Below are 24,920 nucleotides of genomic sequence, written 5' to 3' on the forward strand. Positions count from 1 at the left end.
AAGTCCGCATACAGTCCCGGTCACACCATCCGTACACACTGAATCGGTCAGAATGACCGCATTCCCTACAGCCGCGATGCCATAGGAGTTCCGTGATGAGCGATTCCTTTTCCACCCGTGCCTCGCTCGAGGTCAACGGCAAACACTACGCCTACTACAGCCTGCCCAAGCTCGCCGAGCGCTTCGACATCGGCCGCCTGCCCTACTCGCTGAAGATCCTGCTGGAAAACCTGCTGCGCCACGAAGACGGCGGCGTCACCGTGGGCAAGGACCACATCCAGGCGGTGGCGAAGTGGGATCCCAAGGCCGAACCCGACACCGAAATCGCGTTCATGCCGGCGCGGGTGGTGCTGCAGGACTTCACCGGCGTGCCGTGCGTGGTCGACCTGGCCGCGATGCGCGATGCGGTGGTCAAGCTCGGCGGGCGCCCGGAGCAGATCAATCCACTGATCCCCTCGGAACTGGTGATCGACCATTCGGTGCAGGTGGACGTGTTCGGCAAGGCCGACGCGCTCGATCTCAACGGCAAGATCGAATTCCAGCGCAACAAGGAACGCTACGGCTTCCTGCGCTGGGGCCAGAAGGCGTTCGACAACTTCAAGGTGGTGCCGCCGAACACCGGCATCGTGCACCAGGTCAACCTCGAGCACCTGGCGCGGGTGGTGATGACCGGCGAGCGCGACGGCGAGGCGATCGCCTATCCGGACACCGTATTCGGCACCGACAGCCACACCACCATGATCAACGGCATCGGCGTGCTCGGCTGGGGCGTGGGCGGCATCGAGGCGGAAGCGGCGATGCTCGGCCAGCCCTCGTCGATGCTGATCCCCCAGGTGGTCGGCTTCAAGCTGACCGGCAGGCTGCCCGAAGGCGCCACCGCCACCGACCTGGTGCTGACGGTGACGCAGATGCTGCGCAAGCACGGCGTGGTCGGCAAGTTCGTCGAGTTCTTCGGCGAAGGCCTGCAGCACCTGCCGCTGGCCGACCGCGCCACCATCGGCAACATGGCGCCGGAGTACGGCGCCACCTGCGGCATCTTCCCGGTCGACGCCGAATCGCTGACCTACCTGCGCCTGTCCGGGCGCAGCGAGGAGCAGATCGCGCTGGTCGAGGCCTACGCCAAGGCGCAGGGCCTGTGGCACGACGCCGACACCGCGCACGCCGACTACAGCGCCACGCTGGAACTGGACATGGGCCAGGTCAAGCCATCGCTGGCCGGCCCCAAGCGGCCGCAGGACCGGGTGCTGCTGGAAGACATGCAGCGCAATTTCCGCGACAACCTGGTGCCCTTCGCCGAAGCGCGCCACAAGCGCCACAGCGACCTCAAGCAGGAAGACCGGCTCAAGAACGAAGGCGGCGGCGGCACCGCGGTCGGCGCCAAGGCCTCGCAGGCCGAGACCGGCGAAGACAGCGGCGCCGGCTGGCAGTTGCGCGACGGTTCGGTGGTGATCGCCGCGATCACCTCGTGCACCAACACCTCCAATCCGGCGGTGATGCTCGGCGCCGGGCTGCTGGCGCGCAATGCCGTGGCCAAGGGCCTGAAGGCGCAGCCCTGGGTCAAGACCTCGCTCGGGCCGGGTTCGCTGGTGGTCACCGACTACCTGAAGAAGGCCGGGGTCATGGATGACCTGGAACGACTGGGGTTCTACGTGGTCGGCTACGGCTGCACCACCTGCATCGGCAACTCCGGCCCGCTGCCGGACGACGTGTCGGCGGCGATCGCCAGGGACGACCTGGTGGTGGCTTCGGTGCTGTCGGGCAACCGCAACTTCGAAGGCCGCGTGCACCCGGAAGTGAAGATGAACTACCTGGCCTCGCCGCCGCTGGTGGTCGCCTACGCCATCGCCGGCACCACCGACATCGACCTGAGCCGCGACCCGCTGGGCACCGGCAGCGACGGCCAGCCGGTATACCTGCGCGACATCTGGCCGAGCAACAAGGAAATCGGCGACACCATCGCCGCCACGGTCGGCCCGGAGATGTTCAAGCAGAACTATGCCGACGTGTTCAAGGGCGACAGCCGCTGGGCCGCGATCGCCTCGCCCGACGGCGAGCTGTACGCCTGGGACGCGGCCTCCACCTACATCAAGAACCCGCCCTACTTCGACGGCATGACCATGCAGGTCGGCAACATCGACGACGTGCACGGCGCGCGCGTGCTCGGCCTGTTCGGCGACTCGATCACCACCGACCACATCTCCCCGGCCGGCAACATCAAGAAGGACTCGCCGGCGGGCCGCTTCCTGCAGGAACGCGGCGTGCAGCCGGCCGACTTCAACAGCTACGGCAGCCGCCGCGGCAACGACGACGTGATGGTGCGCGGCACCTTCGCCAACATCCGCATCAAGAACTTGATGTTCGGCGGCGAAGAAGGCGGCAACACGCTGTACCGCGGGCCCGACGGCGCGCAGCCGCAGAAGCTGGCGATCTACGACGCGGCGATGAAGTACAAGGCCGACGGCGTGCCGCTGGTGGTCGTGGCCGGCAAGGAGTACGGCACCGGCTCCTCGCGCGACTGGGCGGCCAAGGGCACCAACCTGCTCGGGGTCAAGGCGGTGATCGCCGAGAGCTTCGAGCGCATCCACCGCTCCAACCTGGTCGGCATGGGCGTGCTGCCGCTGCAGTTCCTGGACAACGAGAACGCGCAGTCGCTGGGCCTGGACGGTTCGGAGGTGTTCGACATCACCGGGCTGCAGGACGGCGCCAGCAAGCGCGCCACCGTCGATGCGAAGAAGGCCGACGGCAGCGTCAAGCAGTTCCAGGTCAAGGTGCTGCTGCTGACGCCGAAGGAAGTGGAGTACTTCAAGCACGGCGGCCTGCTGCAGTACGTGCTGCGCCAGCTGGCGGCGCGCAAGGCGGCCTGAGGCCGCCGCGGCGCACGGCGTCCTGCGCGGGCGCCGTGCGCGCTCGCTCGGGTACTGCCCGTGCACACGCCGCCTGCATCGGCACCGCGTTTCGAAATAACGGGTCTTTGCCTGCCAGACAGACCGTATTGAAGGCGCCCCGTTTCCAGAACGGGGCGATTGCCGTTTGGCGCTACGCATGGCTCGCTACGGCGCTGCCTTCCATTGCGCATGCCGCAGCCGCCAGCGCCCGTCCTGCTCGCGCCAGCCGGTGACCACCTCGTAGCGCTGCATCCGCTCCGGCAACGCGCGCGCATCGCCGCCGCTGACCACCGCGTCGAACCGTACCGTGGCGTCGTCGCCCTGCAGCGCGATCGACAGCGGTCCGGTGTTCACCCCGATCCGCGCGTTGGCCAGAAATTGCGCGCGCAACAGGTTGTGCAGCGCAGCACGATCCATCCCCGCCTCGCCTGCGAAATCGTCGGCCACCGCGGCCATCGCATCGCGCAGGCGATGTTCCTCCACCGCCTCCTGCATGGCGGCGATGTCCTTGCGCAGCCGCTGTTCCGCCGAATCGCGCTGGCAGCCGGGCAAGGCCAGCAGCAACGCGCATCCCCATCCCCACGCCCATGCCTGTCGCATCCGGTTTCCTCCTCGGCTTCGCCTTTTCCATGCGGAACGGTATCCTGCCACTCGCCACGCCGCAGCGTTGCGTCGGCGTGCGGCAGCATTCCACACGAGGGGGGAGTACATGAGTCAGGAACGTCCGTGGTTGCAGAGTTATCCGGCCAGCATTCCCGCCGAGATCGATGTCAACGAGTACCGGTCCGTCGCCGCCGTCTTCGAAACCTCCGTCGCCAAGTTCGGCGACCGTCCGGCCTACTGCAACTTCGGCAAGACCCTGACCTACCGCGAGGCCGGCGAACTGGCCCGGCACTTCGCCGCCTACCTGCTGGGCGAGTTGCAGCTCAAGAAGGGCGACCGCGTCGCGCTGATGATGCCCAACTGCCTGCAGTACCCGATCGCCACCTTCGGCGTGCTGCTCGCCGGCATGACCGTGGTCAACGTCAATCCGCTGTACACGCCGCGCGAACTGCGCCACCAGCTGATCGACTCCGGCGCCAGCGCGATCGTGGTGATCGACAACTTCGGCAAGACCGTGCAGGAAGTGCTGGCCGACACCCCGCTCAAGCAGGTCATCACCACCGGCCTGGGCGACATGCTCGGCTTCCCGAAGGGCGCGCTGGTCAACTTCGTGCTCAAGTACGTCAAGAAGCTGGTGCCCGACTACGACATCCCCAACGCGGTGCGCTTCCGCGACACGCTGACCCTGGGCCGCCTGCACACGCTGCCGCAGCTGGACATCGAGCCGGACGACATCGCCTTCCTGCAGTACACCGGCGGCACCACCGGGGTGGCCAAGGGCGCGATGCTGACCCACCGCAACCTGGTCGCCAACATGCTGCAGGCCGGCGCCTGGATCGCGGCGACCGGCAAGCTGGAGGAAGGCAAGGAAGTCATCATCACCGCGCTGCCGCTGTACCACATCTTCGCACTGACCGCGAACGGCCTGGTGTTCATGAAGCTCGGCGGCCTCAACCACCTGATCAGCAATCCGCGCGACATGCCCGGCTTCGTCAAGGAGCTGCAGAAGACCCGCTTCACCGCCTTCACCGGGGTCAACACGCTGTTCAACGGCCTGCTCAACACGCCCGGCTTCGACAAGGTGGATTTCTCGACGCTGAAGTTCACCCTGGGCGGCGGCATGGCGGTGCAGCGCGCCGTGGCCGAGCGCTGGAAGCAGGTGACCGGGGTGACCCTGGTGGAGGCCTATGGCCTGACCGAGACCTCGCCCGCCGCCTGCATCAACCCGCTGACGCTGAAGGAATACAACGGCGCCATCGGCCTGCCGATCCCGTCCACCGACGCCTGCGTCAAGGACGATCAGGGCCAGACCATGGCGCCCGGCGAGGTCGGCGAGCTGTGCATCAAGGGTCCGCAGGTGATGAAGGGCTACTGGCGCCGTCCCGAGGAAACCGCCGGCGCCATCGATGCCGACGGCTGGCTGCACACCGGCGACATGGCGCGGATGGATCCGCAGGGCTTCTTCTACATCGTCGACCGCAAGAAGGACATGATCCTGGTCTCCGGCTTCAACGTGTACCCGAACGAGGTCGAGGACGTGATCGCGATGATGCCCGGCGTGCTGGAAGTGGCCGCGGTCGGGGTGCCGGACGAGAAGTCCGGCGAAGTGGTCAAGGTGGTCATCGTCAAGAAGGACCCCAACCTCACCGCCGAGGACGTCAAGGCCCACGCCCGCGCCAACCTGACCGGCTACAAGCATCCGCGCATCGTCGAGTTCCGCAAGGAACTGCCCAAGACCAACGTCGGCAAGATCCTGCGGCGGGAATTGCGCGACAGTCAGGCGTAACGATCCAGACACGCGGGGGCCTCAGCCCCCGCGGCGACCGGCAATCCGACGAATACCGAGAACAAAGGCCAGGTGTAGCATCGCCCGGGTGGAAACGCACTCGCCCGCTGCGCCACGTCCTCTCCGCGGGCGTTTCTTCCGAGACCCTGCCATGAGCATGATCGACACGCTGCCCCGTTCCCGCTCCTACTCCACCATACGCGTCGATTCGGACTGCACCGACGACAGCCATTGGCTGTACATGCATGCCGGCCAACAGCCAGGCACCCGCCCTTGCTTCCAGAGCCAAATGCTCGACGACGTCTTGGCCGCACTCGGCGCGCTCACAAGCCAGGAACTGCAGCAGCGCAGACATTCGCTGAAGCATCTGGTGATCGCTTCCGACGCCAACGTCTTCAACCTAGGCGGCGATCTTGCGCTTTTTTCCGATTTGATCCGTAGACAAGACCGTAATCAATTGCTCAGTTACGCGCATCGCTGCGTGAGTGGCGTCCATCAACTGCATCGGGGCTTGGCGGGAGATGTCCGCACGATCGCACTTGTGCAGGGCGATGCCTTGGGCGGCGGACTGGAGATCGCTCTGGCATGCCATACCATCGTCGCCGAAGAAGGCATCACCATGGGCCTGCCGGAGGTGATTTTCGGCCTGTTTCCTGGCATGGGCGCGTATTCCTTCCTATGCAAGCGGATGCCGCCGCAGCTCGCGGAGAAAATCATCCTGGAAGGAAACCTATACAGCAGCGAGCAGATGCATGCGCTGGGAATCGTCGATGTGCTGGTTCCCAAGGGTCAGGGGAGAGCCGCAGTGAAGGACCTCATCCGCGATCAGCGGCGCAACCAGCACTCGTATCTGGCCATGAATGCCGCACGCAATCTGGCGCAACCGGTCACCCTCCAGGAATTGCAGGCCATCACCGAGGTATGGGTGGATTCGGCCCTGGCCCTGGACGAAAAATCGTTACGCACTATGGATCGGCTGGTACGCGCGCAAACCCGTCGTTTGCAGGATGTCGCTGCCTGAGCAGGCGGACGCCGGTGGCCAGGGGGGAGGGGGCAGGCCCAGCCTAGCGCTGGGCTCCGCCAGGAAACGCTAGCGAATTTCGCCCTCATCTGACGCGTCGCTTCGACAGGCACGCAACTCCAGCGCTTCCCTGCCCTGGGTCAGACTAGCGTTGAGCGCCATCAGCCGTTGCCGCCATTCGCTGCGCATCTGCCACTCGGCCATTTGCATCAACTCGCCGCCCAGGCCGGCCATCCGCACCAACCCCAGGTTGCTCGCCACCCCTTTGATCGCATGCGCGTGTTCGCGCAGGCGTTCCCACTGCTCGGCCTCCCCCGCCACCTGCATGCCACCGAGGCAGCCCTCGGCATCGTTGAGGCATTGCGAGATGAACTCGCGCTCGAAGCCGTCGCCCATACCGAGCCCGGCCAGCTCGTCTAGCACGGATGGATCCAGCACACCCTCGGTCGATGCCGTGACCGGCCGGATCAATGTCTCGCTGGTACCACGCAGCTTGCCGTCGGTCGCGATGTCGGTCAGCGTGTCCAACAACCGATTCGCCACCACCGGCTTGGCAAGAAAGGTGTGCGCGCCGGCCTGCTCGCAGCGCTGGATCGATTCCGGGGTAACGTCGGCGCTGAGCACCACGACCGGCGTGCGCGGACCGCCCGCCTGCATCACCCGCAGCTGCTTGAGCATGTCCAGTCCGCTCATGCCCGGCATGTGTAGATCGACGATCACCGCGTCGAATTCGCCTTCGGCTAACGCATCGAGCACCGCCTCTGCCCCATCGACGCAAATCGCTCGGTGCCCTGCCTTTTGCAGCATGCGCTGCAGCACCATGCGGTTGGCCTCATGATCGTCGGCGACCAGGATGCGCATCCCCTTAACCCGCGCGCGATGACGCAGGAACGGGTCCGCAAACGCGATGACGTTGCCAGTCTGCTGAAGTGCCTCGGACGGCATCGCAGATATCTGCACGTCTCCCGCCGCCGAAGACAATCCACTCGCATCGAATGGAAGATCAAACCAGAAGCGGCTGCCACGCGGAGGATTTTCCTGGTAGCCGATGCTGCCGCCCATCGATTCAACCAGGCCTTTGGCGATCGTCGTGCCTAACCCTGTGCCTTCGTAGCGACGGGCCAAGCCCACATCGGCCTGCTCGAACGCGTCGAACAGCCGCGAGCGCATCGACACAGGCACCCCGATCCCGGTATCGACGATGTCGAAACTGAGCCATATGAGGCCACTCTCGATCCTCAGCAGGCGCACACGGACGTCCACGCGCCCCAGCTCGGTGAACTTGATCGCATTGCCCGCCAGATTCAACAAGACTTGACGCAGGTGGCCCACGTCTCCAGCCAAATTGTCCGGCACGTCGGCGGCGATCTCGACGTGGTAACCGATCGACTTGGAACGCGCTTGCGGCTGCAGGATTAGCCCAATCTGGTCTACGGTTTCACGAAGCGAAAATTCACTTTTGTCGACTCGAACCTTTCCGGCCTCAATCGCAGAAATATCCAGCACTTCCTCGACCAGCGACAACAAGCTGCGAGCCGATGCCCGGATAGTGCCCACGCATTCGCGCTGCTCGGGGTCGAGCTTCGTCGTGGATAGCAGTTCGGTCATGCCGGAGAGGCCATTCAGCGGAGTCCGGAACTCGTGGCTCATATTGGCCAGAAATCGGCTCTTTGCCTCATTGGCGCGCTGCGCTTCCTTGGTCGCGCTGGTCAACTGCCGAAGCAGTCCGGAAAGGTACAGGGGAACGGCCAAAAGGCCGATCACCAGACCGATGCCGAGGCGGATATTCTCAAGCCAGTACGGTGTGACTAGCACGGTCGTGCCGAAGCTGAGCACCCCCATCGCAACCGCCAGATACAGATAGCCTGTGCCGTAGCGCAAGCCATTGCCCACCGTCACCCACATCACCACCACGTACATCCAGGCCAGCGGCTCGCCCATGCCCACCATTGCACAAGCGATCAGGCCATAGTCGGCGATCATCCCGATGATGCGCCGCAGATCGGAACGTTCCGGCCGCCATAGCAGCCACATCAGCACTGCAAAGGAAAGCACCAGACCGGACGAAACGACCGCGACCACTTCCAGGTACTGGCGCAGCGGCAGCGTGGCGCGCGGACCGGGCAGGAAAACGTAGCTGAGGATGATCGAGATCAACACGATACGCACCAATGCCTGTGCGTGCTCTGTGTCCTTACGCTGTCCGAGTCGATGTCGGAACCAGGCGATCACTGACGTCATCTCACACCCCCGGCCGGACCGAGGCCGTCGAGAACTTCTCGCAGATCAGATGCAACTGCTCGCGCCCGCGGAACAGCGCGTCCACGCAGCGCGGGTCGAACAGACGGCCGCGTTGCGCGTAGAGATAGGCGAGGGTCGCATCCATGGTCCAGGCTTCCTTGTAGGGACGCGGCGAGATCAGCGCGTCGAAGACGTCGGCGACCGCCACGATCCGCGCCTCCAGCGGGATCGCTTCGCCGACCAGTCCGTCGGGGTATCCGCTGCCATCGTAACGCTCATGGTGGCGCAGCGCGATCAGCGCGCCGACCTGGATGAAGCGGTTCTGGCTGCCGCTGAGCAGTTCGTAGCCGATGCGCGGGTGCATGCGCATCACCGCCATCTCTTCCTCGTTGAGCTTGCCGGGCTTGAGCAGCACCGCATCGGGAATGGCGATCTTGCCCATGTCGTGCAGGCTCGCGGCCATTTCGATGACCCGCACCTCGTCCTCGGACAGGCCCAGCTGCTCGGCGATCAGGCCGGCCACGTGCGCCATCCGCTCCAGGTAGGCGCTGGTCCCGGCGTCGCGGTACTCGATCGCCCGCGCCAGCCGCGACAGGGTCTCGCGCTCGCGTTCCTCGACCTCGCGCATGCTCGCCAGCAGGCGCTGCTCCAGCGACATCGCGCGCTGCTTGATGTTCTCGCTCTGCAGCCGCAACTGCAGCAGGTTGTGGCAGCGCGCGCGCAGCTCGCGCGGGCGGATCGGCTTGACCAGGAAGTCGATGACCCCGGCTTCCAGCGCGGCCTGGCGGATCGGCTCGTCGCCGACCACGGTGATCAGGATGATCGGAATGTCGCGGTGCTTGGGCAGGCGCCGCAGCCGCCGCGCGAATTCCAGCCCGTCCATGCCGGGCATGCGGTAGTCGAGCAGCAACAGGTCGACCTTGCCGGCCTCGCACCAGGCCAGGGCAGCCTGCGAGTCGCCGAAGTCGCGGACGGTGAGTTCCGGGGCGATGTCCTCGATCACGTGGCGCAGCATGGTGCGCGCGGACGTCTGATCGTCGACGATGACGATGTTCAAGCGATTGTCCGCCCCCTCCGCCCAGTCCGGGCGGTCGCTGCTGGAGGATACTCCGGACAGGCTCATGCTGGCATCTTGCATCTGCGATCCTCTTGCCCACGGGCTTCGGGCTGCTGAGACAATAACGGGAAACGCTCCGGCGCCGGCTATGCCGACCCAACCGCCTCACTTCGCTTGCTTGCCAACCGCTTGCTTGCCGACGCCCGATACGAGAACCCCACGCCAAGGCCACCGCCGCCTTCGGCTAGATTAAGCCTCCGGACGCATGTACGGGAACAGCAGCACGTCACGGATCGAATTGCTGCCGGTCAGCAACATTACCAGCCGGTCGATGCCGATGCCCAGGCCGCCGGTGGGCGGCAGGCCGACCTCCAGCGCACGGATGTAGTCGGCGTCGAAGTGCATGGCCTCGTCGTCGCCGCCCTCCTTCGCCGCCACCTGGGCCTGGAACCGGGCGGCCTGGTCTTCCGGATCGTTGAGTTCGGAGAAGCCGTTGGCGATCTCCTTGCCGTTGATGAACAGCTCGAAGCGGTCGGTATAGCCGGGTTCGGTGTCGCTGGAACGGGCCAGCGGCGACACCTCGACCGGGTGGTCGGTGATGAAGGTCGGCTGGATCAGGGTGTGCTCGACGGTGGCCTCGAAGATCTCCAGCAGCAGCTTGCCCCAGCCGTAGGACGGCTTGGTGCGGATCTTCAGCCGCTCGCAGTGGCGCAGCAGCGCCTCACGGTCGGTGCAGTCGGCGGCGCTGATCTCGGGGTTGTGGTGGCGGACCGCCTCGTCCATGCGCCAGCGGCGGAACGCCGGGGCCAGGTCGATGTCGGCGCCGTCCCAGTGCACCTGGGTGGTGCCGAGCACCTCCTGGGCCACGTCGCGGATCACGCTCTCGGTCAGGTCCATCACCTCGTGGTACGTGGCGTAGGCCTCGTACAGCTCCATCATGGTGAATTCGGGATTATGCCGGGTGCTGACGCCTTCGTTGCGGAAATTGCGGTTGATCTCGTAGACCCGTTCCAGGCCGCCGACCACCAGCCGCTTCAGGTACAGCTCCGGCGCCACCCGCAGGTACAGGTCCAGGTCCAGCGCGTTGTGGTGGGTGGTGAACGGCTTGGCGGTGGCGCCGCCGGGGATGTAATGCATCATCGGCGTCTCCACTTCCAGGAAGCGGCGCGCGTCCAGCCAGGCGCGCATCGCGCGGATGATCTTGGAGCGCTTGACGAACACCTCGCGCGCCTCCGGCGACACGATCAGGTCCACATAGCGCTGGCGGTAGCGCTGCTCCACGTCGGACAGGCCATGCCACTTGTCCGGCAACGGGCGCAGCGCCTTGGTCAGCAGCCGCAGCGCCGTCGCCCGCACCGACAGTTCGCCGGTCTTGGTGCGGGTCAGCCCGCCTTCCACGCCGATGATGTCGCCGATGTCCCAGCCCTTGAACGCGTCGTAGGCCGGGCCCAGCGCGTTGGCCTGCAGGAACAGCTGAATGCGCCCGGATTCGTCCTGCAGCTGCACAAAGCTGGCCTTGCCCATCACCCGCTTGGCCAGCAGGCGCCCGGCCAGGCGCAGGCTGCGGCCTTCGGCCTCCAGCGCCTCGGCGCTCCAGCGCTCGGCATCGGCGAATTCGGCCTGCAGGTCGCCGGCGAAATCGTGGCGGCGGAAATCGTTCGGATAGGCCACGCCCTGCGCGCGCAGCGCTCCCAGCTTGGCGCGGCGTTCGGCGATGAGGCCGTTCTCGTCGACGGGAAGGGACGGCGCGGGGGTCTGCTCGGTCATGGGAATGGGTACGCGGAGAAGAAGGGAGAGGATGCAGCAGATGCGGGGGGCTGCCCCGCGTGGCCGGCCTCCGCCACGGCGGGCGGGGGCCGACGGTTCAGGCGTCGCTGCGTTTGGCGCCGACTTCCAGGCCGGACTTGAGGCTGGCCTCGACGAATTCGTCCAGGTCGCCGTCGAGCACCTTCTGCGTGTCGGTGCGTTCGATGCCGGTGCGCAGGTCCTTGATCCGGCTCTGGTCGAGCACGTAGTTGCGGATCTGGCTGCCCCAGCCGATGTCCGACTTGGTCGCCTCGACCGCGTCGCGCTCGGCGTTGCGCTTCTGGATCTCCAGCTCGTACAGCTTGGCGGCGAGCATCTTCATCGCGTTGTCGCGGTTCTGGTGCTGGCTGCGCCCGGTCTGGCAGGCCACGACGATGTTGGTCGGGATGTGGGTGATGCGCACCGCCGACTCGGTCTTGTTGACGTGCTGGCCGCCGGCGCCGGAGGAGCGGTAGACGTCGGTCCGCAGGTCGGCCGGATTGATGTCGATGTCGATGTTGTCGTCCACTTCCGGCGACACGAACACCGAGGTGAAGCTGGTGTGGCGGCGGTTGTCCGAGTCGAACGGCGACTTGCGCACCAGCCGGTGCACGCCGGTCTCGGTCTTCAGCCAGCCGTAGGCGAAATCGCCTTCCACGCGCAGCGTGGCCGACTTGATCCCGGCCACTTCGCCACCGGAGACTTCCATCAGCTCGGTCTTCCAGCCGCGCGACTCGCACCAGCGCAGGTACATGCGCAGCAGGATTTCGGCCCAGTCCTGGGCCTCGGTGCCGCCGGCGCCGGCCTGGATGTCGACGAAGGCGTTGCTGGCGTCCATCTGCCCGGAGAACATGCGCTGGAACTCCAGCTTCTCCACGTGCGCCTGGAAGCGGTCGACATCGGCGACCACCGCCAGCGCGGTGTCCTCGTCGTCCTCGCTCTCGGCCAGTTCCAGGAACTCCAGCGCCTCGTTCAGCCCGTCGAGCACGCTGGCGATGCCGCCGACGGTCTTCTCCAGGTTGGCGCGTTCGCGACCCAGGCCCTGGGCGCGTTCGGGGTCGTTCCAGACATCGGGGCTCTCAAGCTCCCGGGTGACTTCCTCTAGGCGTTCTTTCTTGACGTCGTAGTCAAAGAAACCCCCGGAGCGACAGCACCCGATCGGACAGATCGGCGATGCGGTGGCGGATGGGATTGAGTTCGATCATGGCGGCATTCCGGCAAACGGCAAACAAGAGCGCGATTCTAGCAATTCCGGCCGCCGCGCCACAGCGCGCGCACTGCCGCGGCCGGGCCGGGCCGCGATCACTCGGCGATCGCCGCCTCGCCCTCCCCGGCCGCCGCGCGCAGGGCGGCGCGGTAGCGGCGGCTGCACGGCACATGGCTGCCGTCGCGCAGGTGCACGCGCGCCTCGCCGGCATCCAGCGGTTCGATCGACACCACGCAGCCCAGGTTGACCATGTAGCTGCGATGGATGCGCACGAACACGGCCGGGTCGAGCCTGGCCTCGATCGCGGCCATGGTGCTGCGCAGCGGGTAGTCGTGGCCGCGCACGCGCAGGTTGACGTAGTTGCCCGAGGCCTGCAGCCATTCGATATCGGCGGCGGCGACCAGGAACTCGCGGCCGAGCTTGCGCACCAGGAAGCGCTCCGGGCGCTCCAGCGACTCCACCGGCGGGCCTTCGTCGGGCGCGCCGAGCAGGGCCGCCTCGCCCTGCCAGCGGCGCAGCAGGAAGCGGTACATCTCCACGCACAGCAGCATCGAGGCCAGGCTGCGCACGTCTTTCAGATACTCGTAGGCCAGCCCCTGCGGCCACGGGCCGAAGTCGTAGTGCAGGCCCTGCAGTCGGTACACCGCGCTGCGGATCGCGACCATGCCCAGCACGTGCAGCACCGACAGCGCGACGCTGCCCAGCAGGTAGGCCGGCAGCCGGCGCCGCCAGTTGTCCCAATGCAACGGATGGCGCCGGGTCAGCGCCGCCAGCAGCGGCACGATCAGCAGGAACACCAGATTGCTGGACCATTCCCACAGCGCCGGCTCCCACGCGGCGAAGTGCAGCCCCGCCTTGCGGATGTCCATCAGCACGGTGACGCTGTTGGCGGTGCTGTTGACCAGGGTGAGCGCGACCCAGAAGCCGATCTCGAAGCTGCGGCGCCACGGCAGGAAGCGGGCGTAGACGCTGGTGGCGGGCGATTCGGACATGGCGCATTTTAGCGCGCCGGCCACTCGGCAATGGCCGGCGCGCGGACGGCCTCAGCGCACCTCGAACTCGCCGACCAGGATCGTCTCCTTCGCGTCCTTCAGCCGCAGCGTCACCTGCTGGTCGCGCTGCGTGGCGCTGCCCCAGCCGGTGCTCAGTTGCAGGTGCAAGGTGGTGGCGCCGGTGACCAGCGGCTGGCGGTCGCCGAAGAAGTTCGCCTCCACCTTGTACTTGCCCGGCTTGGCCCGGCGCAGCGAGAACTCTTCCGGCCCGTAGCCGCCGGTGAAGTCCTGCGACAGCTGCCCGCCCTGGTAGGTCGAGCGGTGCGCGTAGTAGCAGCGCTCGCCGTTGGGATCGGTCACCCACAGGTCCATGTCGCTGTTGTCGCTGTCCCAGTTCAGCACCACGCGCAGGTCCAGCGGCAGGTTGCGCTGCAGGCGCGGGTCGATGAAGGCGGTCTGCAATGGCCGCTGCGAGCGCGCCACGATCGCGTTCAATTCGTTCAAGGCGATCAGCGCCACGCCGTCGAAGCGGGGGTCCCAGTCGCGTGCGACCACCTGGTACAGCTGTTCGATCGCGGCCTGCGCGTCGCCACGCGCGGCGTAGGCCAGGCCCAGGTCGCGGAAGCTCTGCGGCTCTTCCTCGCCCAGCCGCAGCACCTGCTCGAACACCGGCACCGCCAGGTCCGCCCTGCCCGCCTGCAGCAACCGGTAGCCGAGCACGCGCAGCACATGGCGGTTCTCCAGCTGCAGTTCGGCCAGGTTCGACAGCACGCGCAACGCCAGCTCGCGCTGGCCGCGTTCGAACAGCACGTCGGCCACGTCCAGGTAGAACGCCACGCTCTCGGCATGCGCGGCGCGCTCGCTCAGGTACAGCGGATAGACCGCCTCCGGCGCGGCGGCACGCAGGCGCCGGGCGTAGGGCGAATCCGGCTGCCACGGCTGCAATGCCAGGGAAATCGTGGTGGATGCGGGCGCGCCGGCACGCGCATCGGCGTTCGCCGCGTCGCCGTCCGAGGCCGCGACCGCGCCGGTGACGACCACCGCCTCCAGCTCAGCGGACTCCGCGGCCGGCATCGGCGCGGCGGGTGCAGGCGGCGGCGCCATGGCCATCGCCGGTGCGGGCCGGGAAACGCCGTCCCGCCGCTCCCGACTGGCGTCGTGCTCCTCGCGTTGCGGCTTGGGCTGCGGCGGCGCGTTCTTCGGGAACGTGCGCTGCCACCAGGCGACGCGCTGGGCGAAATCCTCGGCGACGCGATCGATGCGCTGCTTGCGCTGCTCGCCCTGCGCTTGCTGGCGCTGCGCCTGCGCGCGCGCCACTGCCTCGCGCAGCGCCGCTGGCGGCGCGATGGCGTAGCGCACGTAGTCGTCGACGTTCTCCAGCACCAGCAGCGAGGTCTCGGCGCTGACCAGGCCGAAGCGGCTGGCCAGTTGCTGGCGGCGTGCGGCGTCGCCTGTCGGATCGGCGGCCAGGCTGCGCAGCATGGCCCGCGCCCAGGCGCCCGGCACCAGCTCGCCCGGCACCGCGCTGGCGTCGCGCAACGGGAGACTCAGGCGGCGCGTGCTGGCGGCGGTGGCGATCTCCAGGTGCAGCGTCGCATCGGCCGCGAGCAGGCGCCCGGCGATGCGCAGATAGCCGTCGTCGGCGTAGCGCGAATCGGCGACCAGATCGGCGACGCCCTCGCCCTGCAACGCCACCAGTTCGCCGCCGCGCTGCAGCAGCCGTTCGCTGGCCTGCTGCACGCCATGCACGCCATGCAGCTCGATCAAGCGGCCGCCGCGCGCTTCCGCCGATGCCGCCAGGCGTGCGGCATCGGCATGGGCACCGGCCGAATCGACCGCGTACAGGCGCTGGCCCGGCGCCAGCGCCGGCAAGGCCTGCGCGCCGTAGTTGCCCAGGCCATCGCTGAACAACAGATACTCCTGCACATCCGCCACCGGCCGCCAATCGCCCAGCGCGCTGGCGCCGTCCGGCTGCAGGCCCTGCAGCGTCGCTTTCAACGCGCTCCAGTCGCCGGCGCGCACCTGGAACCGGCGCGGCGCCTCGGCGCGGTCGCGCAGCACGACCAGATCGACCTGCGCGTTGCCCAGCGCGGCGAAATAGCGCTGCAGCAAGGCCAGTTCGGCGGCAATGTCGCGCTGCCGCGCCGAACCCGATGCATCCCACAGCAGGCCGATGCGCTGCGGCAACGGGCGTGCGCCGTGCAGATCGGCGATCGGCAGCAGCGCCTGGAAATAGCGCTGGCCATCGTGGCTGCCGACCGCGACGCGCGGATCGCTGGTCGCGCGCAACGACAGCGCCAGTTCCCTGGGCAGTTGCGCGGGCGTGCCCGACCACGCCGCCGCGTAACCGCCGGGCGCCGGCGACAGGCGCAGGCCCGCAGGCAACGCCGCAGTGTCCACCGGCGCCGCCTGCGTGCTCAACGCCAGGCGCAGCGTCTGGGCGCTGGCCGCATAGCCCAGCGGCAGCCGCCACTGCCAACCGGCGGCGGTGCGCGGCAGCGACTCGCGATAGACCAGGCGCACGCGGCGGCTGCCGTGCGCGGGAATCGGATAGAGCCGCAGCTGAAACTGGTTGCCGGCGGTCTGCTCGACCAGGCCCGGGTCCACGCCGCGCCGCTCGATCGCCTCGAACACCTGCCGCCCGCGCGCCTTCGGCACCGGCACCGCGTCGCGCATCTGTCCGTCGATGTCCAAGGCGAAGCCGCTGATCTGCTGGCCCTCGCGCAGCGGGAACGCCAGTTGCCCTTCCAGCACGCGCGCATTGGGGTTGAAGAACAGCAGCTCCACCGTGGTTTCGGCCAGGCCGGCCGCGGCGTGCGCGCTCACCGTCGCCGAGCGCAGCTCGACCGGGCGCTCGCTGTGATCGGTCTTCAGCAGTGGGGCGAGAAGTTGCCGCTGCGGCGCGGTCTGGGCCAAGGCCGGCACGGCGGCCGCCGACAACAGCGAGAACAACAGCAGGCACAGGCCTTTGCGCGCGACGTACGGCATGGATCACTCCTTGATGGGACGGTACAGCTTGAACGTCCGGTGCGGCGCAGCGGGGTTATCCGGAATCTTCGCGCGGTGTGCTCGGGCCGCTGAGTCTTGTATCGATGCGGCTGATCCCATCTTCACCCAAGCCGTCTGCGGGGGAGAGAGGCTGGCTGTTCCCTTCTCCCGTCGGGACCATGGCCCCCTTTTCGGGGGAAGGTGGCCCGCAGGGCCGGATGAGGGTCCGGGCGCAGCCTCGTGTACCCAATTCTGCGAGTCGCTTTCGCGCCGTACCCTCACCCCAACCCCTCTCCCGAGGGGAGAGGGGCCAAGGATGGATCAGCCCGACAGACTCCGGCAGTGCTCCACCACCAGTTGCACCGCGTCGCCGCCGCGGTAGTCGTCGGCGACCAGGCGGTAGGCGATGTGCACGCGGCGGCCGGGTTCGTCGCCGCGCCACCCGTTGAAATGGATCGCGTTCAATGGCTCGCCGCGGCCGGCGCAGCGCAGGCTCAGCTTGAGGTGGCGCTCCTTCAGCAGGCGCCACTGCAGCACCTCGAACTCGCCGTCGAACAGCGGCTCGGGGAAGCCCTGTCCCCATGGCCCGGCCAGGCGCAGCGCCTCGGCGTGGCGATGGTCCAGCTCGTGCGGATCCAGTGCGCCGTCGCTGAGCAGTTCGGCCTGCAGCAGCGCCGCGTCCAGGCTGGCCAGCGCATGCTCGCGGAACAGCTGTTCGAACTCGGCCAGCGCGGCCTGCGGCAGGCTCAGGCCCGCGGCCATCGCATGGCCGCCGAACTTGTCCATCAATCCGGGCCGGCGCGCCTCCACCGCGGCCATCGCGTCGCGGATATGGAAGCCGGGAATCGAGCGCGCCGAGCCGCGCAACTGGTCGCTGCCCGGCTCGGCCGGGGCGAAGGCGATCACCGGGCGATGCAGGCGGTCCTTCATCTTCGAGGCGACCAGGCCGATCACGCCCGGATGCCAGTCGGCATCGAACAGGCACACCGCCACCGGTGGCGCGTCCGGCGCGGCCAGCAGCGCCTGCGCCACCGTGGCCTCGGCCTCGTCGGTCATCTGCTGCTGCACCGCGCGGCGCTCGCCGTTGATCTGTTCCAGCGTGGCGGCGATCTCGCGCGCCTGCTGCGGGTCCTCGCACAGCAGCAGCTCGATGCCCAGCGCCATGTCCTCGAGCCGGCCGGCGGCGTTGAGCCGCGGCGCCAGCGCGAAACCGATGTCGCTGGCGCTGAGCCGCGCCGGATCGCGGCCGCTGGCTTCGATCAGGGCGCGCAGGCCGATGCAGCCGTCGCCGCGCTGCAGGCGGCGCAGCCCGGCCGACACCAGCGCGCGATTGTTGGTGTCCAGCGGCACCAGGTCGGCGACGGTGCCGACCGCGACCAGGTCCAGCAACACCGTCAGATCCGGCGCCTGGGTCGCGAACGCACCGCGCTCGCGCAGGTGCCGGCGCAACGCCAGCAACACGTAGAAGATCACCCCGACGCCGGCCAGCATCTTGCTCGGGAACGCGTCGCCGGCCAGGTTCGGATCGACGATCGCGTCGGCCGGCGGCAGCACGCTGCCCGGCAAGTGGTGGTCGGTGACCAGCACCTGCCAGCCCAGCGCCTTGGCCGCGGCGACGCCGGCATGGCAGGCGATGCCGTGGTCGACGGTGACCAGCAGGTCCGGCTGCAGCGGCGCCAGCTCGGCGACCAGCGCCGGCGACAGGCCGTAGCCGTGCACCATGCGGTTCGGCACCGCGTGCAGCACCTGCGCGGCGCCGAGCAGGCGCAGCCCGCGCACCGCGACCGCGCAGGCGGTGGCGCCGTCGCAATCGAAATCGCCGACGACCAGGATCCGTTTGCCGGCGGCGATCGCGGCGGCAAGCAGCGCGACCGCCGCGTCGATGCCGCTCAGCGCATCCGGCGGCAGCAGCTGCGCCAGCTTCGGCTGCGCCAGGCTGGCGTCGTGGGCGCCGCGCGCGGTGTAGATGCGGCGCAGCAGCGGCAGCACGCTGTCCGTCCACGGCCCACCCTCGGCGGCCGGCCGCCGGGTGATGCGCAGCGGCGGACTCATGCGTCCAGGCGCGCCAGCGGCCGCCGCCAGAAGCGCCAGCGCTGCTCGCGCTCGATCCGGAAACGGGTGCCGTCCTCGAAATCCAGCAGCAGTTGCTGCAGTTCGCCCAGGCGCAGCGCTTCGAGCAGCGGCTGCATCACCTCGCCGACGAACTGCTCGGGCGCGCGCAGCTGGCGCAGATCGACCAGCGCATCGACGCGCGGCGTTTGCCCGGCGTCGATGCCGGCGGCCTGGGTCAGCGCGCGCAGCAGCGGCTCGCGGCTGCGCACCTGCGCATGCGCGCTGGTCACCGTGGCCGGCAACGCGCCGCCGCCCCAGAACCACAGCGAGTTGATCGCCGGCTGCCCGCGCGCACTGCGTTCGCGGTTCCACGGATGCTGGTGCAGCAGCACCTGCGCCTCGGTCAGCAGCGCCCGCCAGCGGCGCCCGCCCTCGCCCTGCGGCAGATGGTCGAACAGATCGGCGCCGAGTACCTGCGCCGGTGCGGCGAACGTGGGCAGCACGCTGTCCGCCGCCAGGCGCAGATACCAGCGGGTGGGTTCCGGCGCGTCCAGGACCAGGCCGGCCTCCACGAACAGGTCCTGCAGCGACGGCAGCAGCGCGGCCAGGTCGATGGCGTCGATCGCGAGCATGTCGCCGTGCGCCATCAGCCGCGCGCCCTGCATGTCCGGCACCACATAGGCCGGATCGGCGCGCAGCCACACGGCGTCGCCGGCGTCGCCGGCGTCCAGCTGGCGGGTCAACGCCGCCACCGGCCATTGCCCGGGCGGCAGCGTGAAATGGCGGCGCAACTGCGCTTCGGAACCGGGCTCCAGGCGCTCGCGGTCGGCGCGGCCGAACGCCCGCGCCACCTCGCCGGTCAGCGCCGCAGCGGCCAGGCGCGCGCGCTCCGGCAACAACAAGGTGGCGACCGCCACGACGTCAGCCGACGTATTCGACGCTGACGATCTCGTACTCGCGACGGCCGGCCGGGGCGTCGATGCTGACACTGTCGCCTTCCAGCTTGCCGATCAGCGCGCGCGCCAGCGGCGAGGAGATCGCGATCAGGCCCAGCTTGATGTCCGCTTCCAGATCGCCGACCAGCTGGTAGCGCTTCTCTTCGTCGTTTTCCACGTCGGCCAGGGTCACGGTCGCGCCGAACACCACCTTGCTGCCGACCGCCAGCTTGCTGACGTCGATGATCTCGGCATGCGACAGCTCGCTCTCCAGCTGCTTGATGCGGCCTTCGATGAAGCTCTGCTGCTCGCGCGCGGCGTGGTACTCGGCGTTTTCCTTCAGGTCGCCGTGCGCGCGCGCCTCGGCGATCGCGGCGATGACCTGCGGCCGCTTGACCGACTTCAACTGGTCCAGTTCCTCGCGCAAACGCAGCGCGCCTTGCATGGTGATCGGGGCTCTCACGCTTCCAGCTCCTTGTGCAGTTCCTGCAGCGCCCAGACCGGACCGGTGCCGCGGAATTCCAATGAATGCACCAGCGCGCGGGCGCCGGCGACGGTGGTCGAATAGGTGACGCGCTGCTGCAGGGCTTCGCGCCGGATCGAGAACGAATCGGAGATCGCCGCACGGCCCTCGGTGGTGTTGACGATATACACGATTTCGCCGTTCTTGATCAGATCGACGATATGCGGGCGGCCCTCGGCCACCTTGTTGATCTGGTCGCACTGCAGGCCATGCTGGCGCAGCCACGCGCAGGTGCCGCTGGTGGCCACCAGGGTGTAGCCGCGCTCGACCAGCGCCTGCGCCACCGGCAGCACGCGCTGCTTGTCCGGGTCGCGCACCGACAGGAACGCCTTGCCCAGCGGCGGCGCCTTGATCCCGCCGGCTTCCTGCGCGCGCGCGAACGCGGCGCCGAAGCTGCGGCCCACGCCCATCACCTCGCCGGTGGAGCGCATCTCCGGGCCGAGGATCGGGTCAACGCCCTGGAACTTGGCGAACGGGAAGATCGCTTCCTTCACCGAGTAGTAGTCGGGCACGATCTCCTTCAGCGCGCCCTGCTCGGCCAGGGTCTTGCCGGCCATGCAGCGCGCGGCGATCTTGGCCAGCGCCATGCCGGTGGCCTTGGACACGAACGGCACCGTGCGCGAGGCGCGCGGGTTCACTTCCAGCAGGAACACGATGTCGTCGCCGGCTTCGTCCACCTGCACCGCGAACTGGGTGTTCATCAGCCCGACCACGTTCAGGCCCTTGGCCAGCATCACCACCTGGCGGCGCAGTTCGGCCTGGGTCTTGGCCGACAGCGAGTACGGCGGCAGCGAGCACGAGGAATCGCCCGAATGCACGCCGGCTTCCTCGATGTGCTCCATCACCCCGCCGATCAGCACCTGGCCGTCCTTGTCGGCGATGATGTCCACGTCCACTTCCACCGCGTTGTCGAGGAAGCGGTCGAGCAGCACCGGCGAGTCGTTGGAGACCTTGACCGCGTCGCGCACGTAGCGCGCCAGGTCCGATTCGCCGTAGACGATCTCCATCGCGCGGCCGCCGAGCACGTAGCTCGGGCGCACCACCAGCGGATAGCCGATCTCGCGCGCCAGCACCAGCGCCTCTTCGGCGTTGCGCGCGATGCGGTTCGGCGGCTGCTTCAGGCCCAGCTTGTCGACCAGCTGCTGGAAGCGCTCGCGGTCCTCGGCCAGGTCGATCGAGTCCGGGCTGGTGCCGATCACCGGCACGCCGTTGGCCTCCAGCGCGCGCGCCAGCTTCAGCGGGGTCTGTCCGCCGTACTGCACGATCACGCCCTTGGGCTGCTCCAGCTCGACGATCTCCAGCACGTCTTCCAGGGTCAGCGGCTCGAAGTACAGGCGGTCGGAGGTATCGTAGTCGGTGGACACGGTCTCCGGGTTGCAGTTGACCATGATGGTTTCGTAGCCATCCTCGCGCAGCGCCAGCGCCGCGTGCACGCAGCAGTAGTCGAACTCGATGCCCTGGCCGATGCGGTTGGGGCCGCCGCCGAGGATCATGATCTTGTCGCGGTTGCTGGGCTTGGCCTCGCACTCGTCCTCGTAGGTCGAATACAGGTAGGCGGTGTCGGTGGCGAATTCGGCCGCGCACGAGTCCACCCGCTTGTACACCGGGCGCACCTTGTGCGCGCGGCGCAGCGCGCGCACCGCCGCCTCGTTGGTGCCGCACAGTTCGGCCAGGCGCGCATCGGAGAAACCGGCACGCTTGAGCGTGCGCAGGCGCGCGGCATCCAGCGAGCCCAGGCCGTCGGCGGCCAGCTGCTTCTCCTGCGCGATCAGGTCCTCGATCTGGTCCAGGAACCACGGATCGATGAACGACAGCGCATGCACCTGCTCCACGCTCATGCCGGCGCGGAACGCATCGGCGACGTAGAACAGCCGCTCCGGACCGGGCGCCTTCAACTCGCGCTTGAGCGCGGCCATGTCGTCCTCGCTGCCCAGGTCCAGCCCGGTCGGGTCGAGCCCGATCTTGCCGGTCTCCAGGCCGCGCAGCGCCTTCTGCAGCGATTCGGAGAAGGTGCGGCCCATCGCCATCACCTCGCCCACCGACTTCATCTGCGTGGTCAGGCGCGCATCGGCCTGCGGGAACTTCTCGAACGCGAAGCGCGGGATCTTGGTGACCACGTAGTCGATCGACGGCTCGAACGAGGCCGGGGTCAGGCCGCCGGTGATCTCGTTCTTCAGTTCGTCCAGCGTGTAGCCGACCGCCAGCTTGGCGGCGACCTTGGCGATCGGGAAGCCGGTGGCCTTGGAGGCCAGCGCCGAGGAGCGCGACACGCGCGGGTTCATCTCGATGACGACGACGCGGCCGGTCTGCGCATTGATGCCGAACTGCACGTTGGAGCCGCCGGTGTCCACGCCGATCTTGCGCAGCACCGCGATCGAGGCGTCGCGCAGGCGCTGGTATTCCTTGTCGGTGAGGGTCTGCGCCGGGGCGACGGTGATCGAGTCGCCGGTGTGCACGCCCATCGGGTCCAGGTTCTCGATCGAGCAGACGATGATGCAGTTGTCCGCGGTGTCGCGGACCACTTCCATCTCGAATTCCTTCCAGCCCAGCACCGATTCCTCGACCAGCACTTCGCTGGTCGGCGAGAGCTCCAGGCCGCGGGTCACGATCTCGATCAGTTCCTCGCGGTTGTAGGCGATGCCGCCGCCGCTGCCGCCGAGGGTGAAGCTGGGGCGGATGATGGTCGGATAGCCGACCCGGGTCTGGATCTCCAGCGCTTCCTCGAGGGTGTGCGCGACCGCCGCCTTCGGGCATTCCAGGCCGATCTCGCCCATCGCCACGCGGAACAGCTCGCGGTCCTCGGCCATCATGATCGCTTCGCGCTTGGCGCCGATCAGTTCCACGCCGTACTTTTCCAGCACGCCGTGGTCGGCCAGGTCCAGCGCGCAGTTCAGCGCGGTCTGCCCGCCCATGGTCGGCAGCAGCGCATCGGGCTTTTCCTTGGCGATGATCTTCTCGACCGTCTGCCAGTTGATCGGCTCGATGTACACGGCGTCGGCCATGTTCGGGTCGGTCATGATCGTGGCCGGGTTGCTGTTGACCAGCACCACCCGGTAGCCCTCGTCGCGCAGCGCCTTGCACGCCTGCGCGCCGGAGTAGTCGAACTCGCAGGCCTGGCCGATGACGATCGGGCCGGCGCCGATGATGAGGATGGTTTTTAGGTCGGTGCGCTTGGGCATGGGGATTCTCAGTAAAGTCGGTCCTGCCACGCCGCGGGGGCGCGCCAGGTGATCTGGTCGGACGATCGGGCGTCGATCGCACCATGGTCGACCGCGGCGCGAACCTCGCGCTGCATCGCGGCCCAGCTGGGAGCGGCGGCGCCGATGCGCGCGCCGATCCGGTTGTTGTGGGCATCCATCGCCCGGCTCGCGTTGCCGCGCCCGTCGCGCTCCATCACCGCCGTCACCCAGTCCACGCAACGCGGCGACAGGGTGTAGGCGACGATGGCGCTGGCCAGGCTGTGGCGATACGCATCGGCCGGGCCGTTGCGCCCGCCGGGCAGCCCGGCGCCGAGCCACTGCGCGTAGACCGCGACCAGCACGAACAGCGGATACGCCGCGAGCGCCAGCAACGCCAATACGCCCCAACGCCAGCGGCGTGGACGCAGCGACGGCGCCAGCGCGGCGCTCATCAGGCGGCGGCCGCCATCAGCGCGGTGAAGCGATCGAACAGCGGCGCCACGTCGCGCGGGCCGGGCGAGGCTTCCGGGTGGCCCTGGAAGCTGAAGGCCGGCGCGTCGGTCAGTTCGATGCCCTGGTTGGTGCCGTCGAACAGCGAGCGGTGGGTCACCCGCACGTTGGCCGGCAGCGACGCTTCGTCCACCGCGAAGCCGTGGTTCTGCGAGGTGATCATCACCCGGCCGCTGTCCAGGTCCTGCACCGGGTGGTTGGCGCCGTGGTGGCCATGGCCCATCTTCAGGGTCTGCGCGCCGGCGGCCAGCGCCAGCAGCTGGTGGCCCAGGCAGATGCCGAAGGTCGGGATCTTCCTGGCCACGATTTCCTTGATCGCCGCGATCGCGTAGTCGCACGGCGCCGGATCGCCCGGGCCGTTGGACAGGAACACGCCGTCCGGCTGCATCGCCAGCACCTCGGCGGCAGGCGTCTGCGCCGGCACCACGGTGACCTCGCAACCGCGCTCGGCGAGCATGCGCAGGATGTTGAGCTTCACGCCGTAGTCGTAGGCCACCACCTTGTATTTCGGTGCGGCCTGGGCGAACGCGTTGCTGTCCAGATCGAGCTGGCCGTCGCGCCACGGATAGGCCTTGCCGGTGGAGACCACCTTGGCCAGGTCCATGCCCTTGAGCCCGGGAAACTTGCGCGCCGCTTCCAGCGCGGTGTCCACGTTCACTTCGCCGGCCATCACCGCGCCGTTCTGCGATCCCTTCTCGCGCAGGATGCGGGTCAGCTTGCGGGTATCGATGCCGGCGATGGCGACCACGCCGCGCTGGATCAGCCAGTCCGGCAGCGATACCTGGCTGCGCCAGTTGCTGGGACGGCGCGGCACGCTGCGCACGATCAGCCCGGCCGACCAGACCTGGGCGGCTTCGTCGTCCTGGTCGGTGCAGCCGGTGTTGCCGATATGCGGGTACGTCAGGGTGACCAGCTGACGGGCATAGGAGGGATCGGTGAGGATCTCCTGGTAGCCGGTCATCGCGGTGTTGAACACCACTTCGCCGACGGACAGGCCGGCGGCGCCTACGGATTCGCCCTCGAACACGGTGCCGTCTTCAAGGACAAGGATTGCGGGTTGAGTCACGGGGTTCGCCTTGGGGAGAGAGGAACCCTGCCCCACCAACTTGCGGCTGCAAGAAACCGCGAACTCGGCGCTTCTCCGGGTCCGTGGCGA

General features: G+C 68.3%; 16 protein-coding genes. 3 read left to right on the forward strand and 13 right to left on the reverse strand.

Features of this window, described 5'->3' with window-relative positions:
* Positions 1–95: 95 nt before the first annotated feature.
* Entirely contained in the window at positions 96–2,864 is a 2,769-nt protein-coding gene (gene acnA / locus JR064_RS05690) for an aconitate hydratase AcnA (protein WP_206229078.1), read from the forward strand.
* Positions 2,865–3,050: 186 nt separating this feature from the next.
* Here acnA and JR064_RS23015 read toward each other — a convergent pair whose 3' ends face one another.
* Positions 3,051–3,485: a Cif family virulence factor gene (locus tag JR064_RS23015; RefSeq protein ID WP_241092872.1), complete on the reverse strand. Its 435-nt coding sequence runs from the start codon at positions 3,483–3,485 to the stop codon at positions 3,051–3,053.
* A gap of 109 nt (positions 3,486–3,594) precedes the next feature.
* On the opposite strand from JR064_RS23015, the gene rpfB reads away from it, so the two are divergent.
* Positions 3,595–5,274, forward strand: coding sequence for a fatty acyl-CoA ligase RpfB (gene rpfB, locus JR064_RS05700; RefSeq protein ID WP_206229079.1), 1,680 nt, complete (start codon positions 3,595–3,597; stop codon positions 5,272–5,274).
* Between the two features lie 151 nt (positions 5,275–5,425).
* The gene (locus tag JR064_RS05705; RefSeq protein WP_206229080.1) at positions 5,426–6,295 is read left to right on the forward strand and encodes a crotonase/enoyl-CoA hydratase family protein; all 870 of its coding nucleotides are present in this window, start codon (positions 5,426–5,428) and stop codon (positions 6,293–6,295) included.
* Between the two features lie 69 nt (positions 6,296–6,364).
* On the opposite strand, the gene JR064_RS05710 is transcribed toward JR064_RS05705, so the two are convergent.
* The 12 genes from JR064_RS05710 to carA form a co-directional block, all read right to left on the reverse strand.
* Positions 6,365–8,536 (reverse strand): response regulator, encoded by a 2,172-nt coding sequence (locus JR064_RS05710; RefSeq protein WP_206229081.1) that lies wholly within the window; start codon positions 8,534–8,536, stop codon positions 6,365–6,367.
* Position 8,537: 1 nt separating this feature from the next.
* Positions 8,538–9,674: a cyclic di-GMP phosphodiesterase response regulator RpfG gene (gene rpfG, locus JR064_RS05715; protein ID WP_206229082.1), complete on the reverse strand. Its 1,137-nt coding sequence runs from the start codon at positions 9,672–9,674 to the stop codon at positions 8,538–8,540.
* 168 nt (positions 9,675–9,842) lie between these two features.
* Positions 9,843–11,360: a lysine--tRNA ligase gene (gene lysS, locus JR064_RS05720; protein ID WP_206229083.1), complete on the reverse strand. Its 1,518-nt coding sequence runs from the start codon at positions 11,358–11,360 to the stop codon at positions 9,843–9,845.
* Between the two features lie 97 nt (positions 11,361–11,457).
* A protein-coding gene (gene prfB, locus JR064_RS05725; protein WP_179564407.1) for a peptide chain release factor 2 occupies positions 11,458–12,583 on the reverse strand; the annotation gives its coding sequence in 2 pieces (ribosomal slippage) (positions 11,458–12,507 and positions 12,509–12,583; 1,125 coding nt in all).
* A 97-nt stretch (positions 12,584–12,680) separates the two neighbouring features.
* Complete coding sequence (locus tag JR064_RS05730; RefSeq protein WP_206229084.1) at positions 12,681–13,577, reverse strand: LytTR family DNA-binding domain-containing protein; 897 nt, start codon at positions 13,575–13,577, stop codon at positions 12,681–12,683.
* Between the two features lie 51 nt (positions 13,578–13,628).
* Positions 13,629–16,565 carry a VIT domain-containing protein gene (locus JR064_RS05735; RefSeq protein WP_206229085.1) on the reverse strand — a complete coding sequence of 979 codons (2,937 nt, stop codon included), beginning with the start codon at positions 16,563–16,565 and terminating at the stop codon, positions 13,629–13,631.
* Between the two features lie 321 nt (positions 16,566–16,886).
* Positions 16,887–18,617 (reverse strand): single-stranded-DNA-specific exonuclease RecJ, encoded by a 1,731-nt coding sequence (gene recJ, locus JR064_RS05740; protein WP_179564401.1) that lies wholly within the window; start codon positions 18,615–18,617, stop codon positions 16,887–16,889.
* Complete coding sequence (locus tag JR064_RS05745) at positions 18,614–19,534, reverse strand: phosphoglycerate mutase (RefSeq protein ID WP_206229086.1); 921 nt, start codon at positions 19,532–19,534, stop codon at positions 18,614–18,616. The genes recJ and JR064_RS05745 overlap by 4 nt, the downstream gene beginning before the upstream one ends.
* A gap of 4 nt (positions 19,535–19,538) precedes the next feature.
* Positions 19,539–20,003: a transcription elongation factor GreA gene (gene greA / locus JR064_RS05750; RefSeq protein ID WP_170867603.1), complete on the reverse strand. Its 465-nt coding sequence runs from the start codon at positions 20,001–20,003 to the stop codon at positions 19,539–19,541.
* An 8-nt stretch (positions 20,004–20,011) separates the two neighbouring features.
* Positions 20,012–23,254: a carbamoyl-phosphate synthase large subunit gene (carB, locus tag JR064_RS05755; protein WP_179564397.1), complete on the reverse strand. Its 3,243-nt coding sequence runs from the start codon at positions 23,252–23,254 to the stop codon at positions 20,012–20,014.
* An 8-nt stretch (positions 23,255–23,262) separates the two neighbouring features.
* Complete coding sequence (locus JR064_RS05760) at positions 23,263–23,706, reverse strand: DUF6973 domain-containing protein (RefSeq protein WP_104558976.1); 444 nt, start codon at positions 23,704–23,706, stop codon at positions 23,263–23,265.
* The gene (carA, locus tag JR064_RS05765; RefSeq protein ID WP_179564395.1) at positions 23,706–24,830 is read right to left on the reverse strand and encodes a glutamine-hydrolyzing carbamoyl-phosphate synthase small subunit; all 1,125 of its coding nucleotides are present in this window, start codon (positions 24,828–24,830) and stop codon (positions 23,706–23,708) included. The genes JR064_RS05760 and carA overlap by 1 nt, the downstream gene beginning before the upstream one ends.
* Positions 24,831–24,920 lie beyond the last annotated feature (90 nt).

The organism is Xanthomonas bonasiae (assembly GCF_017163705.1).
GTDB lineage: Bacteria > Pseudomonadota > Gammaproteobacteria > Xanthomonadales > Xanthomonadaceae > Xanthomonas_A > Xanthomonas_A bonasiae.

Coding starts and splice junctions, on each gene's coding strand:
- acnA (WP_206229078.1), top strand. CDS start 96: ATGAGCGATTCCTTTTCCACCCGTGCCTCGCTCGAGGTCAACGGCAAA.
- JR064_RS23015 (WP_241092872.1), bottom strand. CDS start 3,485: ATGCGACAGGCATGGGCGTGGGGATGGGGATGCGCGTTGCTGCTGGCC.
- rpfB (WP_206229079.1), top strand. CDS start 3,595: ATGAGTCAGGAACGTCCGTGGTTGCAGAGTTATCCGGCCAGCATTCCC.
- JR064_RS05705 (WP_206229080.1), top strand. CDS start 5,426: ATGAGCATGATCGACACGCTGCCCCGTTCCCGCTCCTACTCCACCATA.
- JR064_RS05710 (WP_206229081.1), bottom strand. CDS start 8,536: ATGACGTCAGTGATCGCCTGGTTCCGACATCGACTCGGACAGCGTAAG.
- rpfG (WP_206229082.1), bottom strand. CDS start 9,674: ATGCAAGATGCCAGCATGAGCCTGTCCGGAGTATCCTCCAGCAGCGAC.
- lysS (WP_206229083.1), bottom strand. CDS start 11,360: ATGACCGAGCAGACCCCCGCGCCGTCCCTTCCCGTCGACGAGAACGGC.
- JR064_RS05730 (WP_206229084.1), bottom strand. CDS start 13,577: ATGTCCGAATCGCCCGCCACCAGCGTCTACGCCCGCTTCCTGCCGTGG.
- JR064_RS05735 (WP_206229085.1), bottom strand. CDS start 16,565: ATGCCGTACGTCGCGCGCAAAGGCCTGTGCCTGCTGTTGTTCTCGCTG.
- recJ (WP_179564401.1), bottom strand. CDS start 18,617: ATGAGTCCGCCGCTGCGCATCACCCGGCGGCCGGCCGCCGAGGGTGGG.
- carB (WP_179564397.1), bottom strand. CDS start 23,254: ATGCCCAAGCGCACCGACCTAAAAACCATCCTCATCATCGGCGCCGGC.
- JR064_RS05760 (WP_104558976.1), bottom strand. CDS start 23,706: ATGAGCGCCGCGCTGGCGCCGTCGCTGCGTCCACGCCGCTGGCGTTGG.